Origin of the sequence: Mesorhizobium sp. M6A.T.Cr.TU.017.01.1.1, from assembly GCF_004023115.1 — a bacterium.
GTDB classification, from domain to species: domain Bacteria; phylum Pseudomonadota; class Alphaproteobacteria; order Rhizobiales; family Rhizobiaceae; genus Mesorhizobium; species Mesorhizobium mediterraneum.
On sequence record NZ_RZTA01000311.1, the window covers coordinates 1 to 406 of the forward strand.

1 protein-coding gene is annotated in these 406 nt (G+C 49.5%); it reads left to right on the top strand.

Going from position 1 to position 406, the window contains the following annotated elements; genetic code table 11:
- Positions 1 to 26: 26 nt before the first annotated feature.
- Positions 27 to 406, top strand: a 380-nt coding sequence (locus tag EOB36_RS34140; protein WP_245467981.1) for a hypothetical protein, incomplete at its 3' end; no start/stop codon positions are given.

The following is a 406-nucleotide window of genomic DNA, read 5'->3' on the forward strand; positions in this document are numbered from 1 at the left end:
GGGGGGATATTTGGGGGGTTCAGCCTATGACTGGTCCTTCTGGTCTCATCTTCGCTATGAAGGCTCGTTTCGCTAACACAACTAACCTTCTTGACACAACGCAAGAAGCGCTGTTCAACGAAGCTGATACCGACTTCTCTGGTACAGGTACACACGCTAATGCTCTCGGTGCTACATCCGAAACAACGGGTACTGGTGTAACCACAGCTAACATGGAAGCCAACACTGCTTACGAAGAAATGGGTTTCACAATCGATAAGGTCACTGTTACGGCCAAGTCTCGTGCGCTCAAAGCAGAGTATACCACTGAACTGGCACAAGACCTGAAGGCTATCCACGGTCTTGACGCTGAGACAGAGCTTGCTAACATTCTTTCGGCTGAAATCATGCTGGAAATTCAACCGCG